Source organism: Rhodococcus chondri, assembly GCF_036327435.1.
Lineage (GTDB): Bacteria > Actinomycetota > Actinomycetes > Mycobacteriales > Mycobacteriaceae > Rhodococcus > Rhodococcus chondri.
The window spans coordinates 1-4,749 of sequence record NZ_JAUZMZ010000257.1 but is presented as its reverse complement, the minus strand read 5'-3'; the positions used below and the strand labels follow the sequence as shown (position 1 = coordinate 4,749).

General features: G+C 68.0%; 5 protein-coding genes. All 5 read left to right on the top strand.

Annotation, left to right across the window (positions count from 1 at the left end; translation table 11 throughout):
- A partial coding sequence (locus Q8814_RS24470) for an acyl-CoA dehydrogenase family protein (RefSeq protein ID WP_330154563.1) occupies window positions 1–1,101 on the top strand: 1,101 nt, incomplete at its 5' end.
- Window positions 1,102–1,223: 122 nt separating this feature from the next.
- Entirely contained in the window at window positions 1,224–2,273 is a 1,050-nt protein-coding gene (locus tag Q8814_RS24465) for an acyl-CoA dehydrogenase family protein (protein WP_330154562.1), read from the top strand.
- Window positions 2,258–3,409, top strand: a complete 1,152-nt coding sequence (locus Q8814_RS24460) for an acyl-CoA dehydrogenase family protein (RefSeq protein ID WP_330154561.1) — start codon at window positions 2,258–2,260, stop codon at window positions 3,407–3,409. Before Q8814_RS24465 ends, Q8814_RS24460 begins: the two co-directional genes overlap by 16 nt.
- A complete protein-coding gene (locus tag Q8814_RS24455; protein ID WP_408015981.1) occupies window positions 3,406–4,413 on the top strand; it encodes a bifunctional MaoC family dehydratase N-terminal/OB-fold nucleic acid binding domain-containing protein in 1,008 nt (335 codons plus the stop codon). Before Q8814_RS24460 ends, Q8814_RS24455 begins: the two co-directional genes overlap by 4 nt.
- A partial coding sequence (locus Q8814_RS24450; protein ID WP_330154559.1) for a MaoC family dehydratase occupies window positions 4,410–4,749 on the top strand: 340 nt, incomplete at its 3' end. The genes Q8814_RS24455 and Q8814_RS24450, both read left to right, overlap by 4 nt.

Genomic DNA, 4,749 nt, shown 5'->3' with positions numbered 1-4,749 from the left:
GAACTGACCCGCGCCGGTGTCCGCCGGCAGCTGGGTATCGACCTGTCCGGGTACGAGGGCGAGCGGTCGCGTATCCGCGCCGAGATCAGCGACATCGCGGCCCGGCCGGAGGAGCAGCGCCGCGCCGCACTCGCCGACACCGGATACCTCGCGCCCCACTGGCCGCCGCCGTACGGACGCGGCGCCGGAGCGGCCGAGCAGATTCTCATCCAGGAGGAACTCGCGGCCGCCGGTGTCGCACGACCCGATCTGGTGATCGGATGGTGGGCCGTTCCCACGATCCTCGAGCACGGCACCGCCGAGCAGATCGAACGCTTCGCGCTTCCCACGCTGCGTGGGGAGATCGAATGGTGCCAGCTGTTCTCCGAACCCGGTGCCGGCTCGGACCTGGCCGCTCTGCGCACCACCGCCGAGAGGGTGGAGGGCGGCTGGAAGCTGCAGGGACAGAAGGTCTGGACTTCGCTGGCGCAGCAGGCGGACTGGGCGATCTGCCTTGCCCGCACCGATCGTGACGCTCCGAAACACAAGGGCATCACGTACTTCCTCGTGGACATGAAATCGGCCGGTCTGACCGTCACCCCACTGCGGGAGATCACTGGCGATGCGCTGTTCAACGAGGTTTTTCTCGACGCGGTGTTCGTTCCCGACGACTGTGTCGTGGGTGAGCTCGGGGGCGGCTGGAAACTGGCCCGCACGACCCTCGCGAACGAGCGTGTCGCGATGGGCGGCAAATCCTCGCTGGGTGCGGCGATCGAAGGGCTGCTCGAGTTGTCCACGCCCGGCGACCCGATTGCGGAAGACCGGATCGGCGCTCAGATCGGCGAGGCTCTGGCGGGGTCGTTGCTCGATCTGCGCACCACGCTGGCGCAACTGGAGGGACAGGATCCGGGGGCGGCGTCGAGTGTGCGAAAGCTGATCGGCGTGCGACAGCGCCAGGACACCGCGGAACTCACGATGGACCTGGCCGGTGAGGCCGGATGGATCGAGGGCCCGCTGAGTCGGGAATTTCTCAACACCCGCTGCCTGACGATCGCCGGGGGCACCGAGCAGATCCTGCTCACGGTCGCGGCGGAACGCCTGCTGGGTCTTCCGCGCGGCTAGGCATTCCACTGGGTGGGATCGTCGGCGTCCGTGGCGCGGCCGCGCGTGAAACTGGCAGTGCTTTCGCCGACGACCACGATGGTGCTACAACTAGAACACGTTCTATATCGAAGGTGGTAACGGTGGATTTCGCACGTGACGAGACGCAGGAGGAAGTGGCCGGCGTCGCCGCCGATCTTCTCGCCCGGAACCTCGGCGCCGACGAGCTCTGGTCGGCGCTCGCCGGAGCCGACCTGCTGTCCCTCGCCCTGCCGGAGCGGCTCGGCGGTTCGGGGCTCGGCGTCGCCGAGGCGCTGACCGTCCTCACCGAGGTTGGGCGCGCCGCCGCGCCGGTACCGGCGCTCGCCACCGTCGGTTTCGGTGTGCTGCCCGTGCTGGCGCTTGCCACCGAGGCCCAGCAGGGCACGATTCTCGCCGGGGTCGGCGACGGTGCGGTGCTCACCGCCGCCCTTGCCGAGCCGGGCCGGCCCTTCCCGGAGACGCCCACGGCCACCGCCGTCGCCGCAGGCGACGGGTATGCGGTCACGGGCTCGTTCGTCGCGGTGCCCTATGCCGATCGCGCGCGGTACATCCTCGTGCCCACCGATGCCGGTGTCGTCGCGTTGCCGGCGGATGCCGAAGGCGTCACGCTGCGCGAGAGTCCTTCCTCCGCGGCAAGCCCCGAGTTCTCGCTACGTCTCGACGGAGCGGTGGGATCCCTGCTCGGCGACCGGGACGATTCCGCTTCCGCAGTCGCCACGCTCTACCGTCTCGCAATTGCGTCCATCGGAGCATATGCCGATGGATTGATCTCGGGTGCAACCGAACTCACGGCCCATCACCTGAGCGAGCGACACCAGTTCGGCAAACCGCTCGCCACCTTCCAGGCGGTCTCGCAGCAGATTGCCGACGTGTACGTCACCGCTCGCACACTGCACGTCGCGGCGCTGTCGTCGATGTGGCGCGTCGCCGAAGGTCTGGACGCGGCAGACGATCTCGACGTGACCGCCTACTGGATCGCCGCGGAACTACCGCCCGCCATGCGCGTGCTGCACCACCTGCACGGCGGCATCGGCGTGGACGAAACATATCCGCTGCATCGCTATTCATCGACTGCCAAGGATCTCGCGCGGCTGCTCGGCGGCGCTTCCTACCGACTCGACCTCGTGGGGGCCCGGTGTTCATCGATCTGACCGACGACCAGCACGCGCTGCAAGCCGAGCTGCGTCACTACTTCTCGAACCTCGTCTCCGCCGAGGAAGCCGCGATCATGCGGACCGAGAGGCACGGGCCCACCTACCGCGAGGTGGTGCGCCGCATGGGTAAGGACGGATGGCTCGGAGTCGGGTGGCCGGTCGAGTTCGGCGGCCACGGCTTCGGCGACGTCGAACAGCAGATCTTCGCCAACGAGGCCATGCGCGCCGACGTTCCGCTGCCCGGCGTGACGCTGCAGACCGTCGGCCCGACCCTGCAGGTGTACGGCACCGAGGAACAGAAGCGGAAGTTCCTGCCCGCCATCCTCGCCGGAGAGGTGCACTTCGCGATCGGTTACTCCGAACCGGAAGCCGGAACCGACCTTGCGGCACTGCGCACGACCGCGGTACGCGACGGCGACCACTACGTCGTCAACGGCCAGAAGATCTTCACCACCGGCGGCCACGACGCCGACTACATCTGGCTCGCCGTGCGCACCGGTCCCGCCGACTCGAGGCACCGCGGCATCTCCATCCTCATCGTCGACACGTCGGACCCGGGTTTCTCCTGGACCCCGATCATCACGTGCGACGGCGCGCACCACGTCAACGCCACCTACTACAGCGATGTGCGAGTACCCGCGAGCATGCTTGTGGGAGAAGAAAACCGGGGCTGGAAGCTCATCACCACCCAGCTCAACCACGAACGCGTCATGCTCGGTCCCGCCGGCCGTGTCGCGGGCATCTACGACCACCTGCAGCAATGGGTGCGGGCCCACGATCTGCAGGACGAACCCGACGTGCGGCGCGCGCTCGGTGAAATCCACGCGACGTACCGACTCAACGAACTGCTCAACTGGCAGGTCGCCGCGAGCGAGAACGACGCCGTGGACATCGCCGATGCCTCCGCCACGAAAGTCTTCGCCACCGAACGTATCCAGCGCGTCGGCCGCCTGGCCGAGGAGATCGTCGGACGCCACGGTGATCCCGCCGATGAGGACACCGCCGAATTGCTGCGCTGGCTCGACATGATGGCCAAGCGGAACGTCGTGATCACGTTCGGCGGCGGTGTCAACGAGGTGATGCGCGAGCTGATCGCCACCGCAGGCCTCGGCATGCCCCGGGTTCCGCGATGACGACGGCGAAGGACGAAACCGTGAGCACTCCCGAGACAATCCTCGCCGCCGCCGACCGTGTGCGCGGCGACGGTCCGTCCGCGCCGCGTGCGGGCCGGGATCCGGTGAACCTGCCGATGATCCGGAACTGGCTCGAGGCGATCGGCGACACCAACCCGATCTACACCGACGAATCCGCTGCGACCGCAGCCGGGCACGGCGGTCTCGTGGCACCTCCCGCGATGGCGCAGGTGTGGACGATGCGCGGTCTCGGCGCCGAGCGGGAGAAGGACGATCCGCTCGGCCGCATGACCGACATCCTCGACGAGGCCGGCTACACGTCGGTCGTCGCGACGAACTGCGACCAGGTCTACCACCGCTATCTGCGACCCGGCGACGAGGTGACCATCGAGTCCACTCTCGAGGACGTCGTCGGCCCCAAGAAGACCGGTCTCGGCGAGGGCTGGTTCTTCACCACCCGCAACATCTGGAAGGTCGGCGACGAGGTGGTCGCCGAAATGCTCTTCCGCATCCTCAAGTTCGCCCCGCCCACGGCGCCCGACGCGGGCGCTTCGGCCACGGTGCCCGACGATCTGGATCCGACACGTCTGCTCCGGCCGTCCGCATCCCACGACACGCAGTTCTTCTGGGACGGTGTCGCCGCCCACGAACTACGCATCCAGCGCCGCCCCGACGGCGCCCTGCAGCACCCTCCGGTGCCGGCGCTGTGGCTGGACAAGGCCGAGACCACCGACTATGTCGTCTCGTCCGGTCGGGGCACGGTATTCAGTTTCGTGGTGCACCATGCTCCGAAGGTGCCCGGACGGCAGCTGCCGTTCGTCGTGGCGCTGGTCGAACTCGACGAGGGCGTCCGCATGCTCGGCGAGCTGCGCGGCATCGATCCTGCCGCGGTGAAGATCGGAATGCCGGTGCGGGCAATATATCTGGACTTCCCCGGCGACGACGACACCGGCGGTGCACCCTGGACTCTCTACGCCTGGCAGCCTGCCGAGGAGGACGCGTGAGCACTCGCACGACGACAGTGGGCCAGGAGCTTCCACCTCTGTCCATCCATGGTGATCCCACATTCATCGTCTCGACGGCGTTGGCCACCAGAGACTTCGAGAACGTCCACCACGACCGCGACAAGGCACAGCAGCGGGGATCGAAGGACATTTTCGTCAACATCCTCACCGACACCGGTCTCGTGCAGCGGTACGTCACCGACTGGGCAGGCCCCCGCGCGGTGGTCAAGTCCATCTCGTTGCGGCTCGGCGTGCCGGGGTACGCGTACGACACGCTCACGCTGAGCGGCACCGTCACCGCGGTCGACGACGGGGTCGTCACCCTCGACCTCGTGG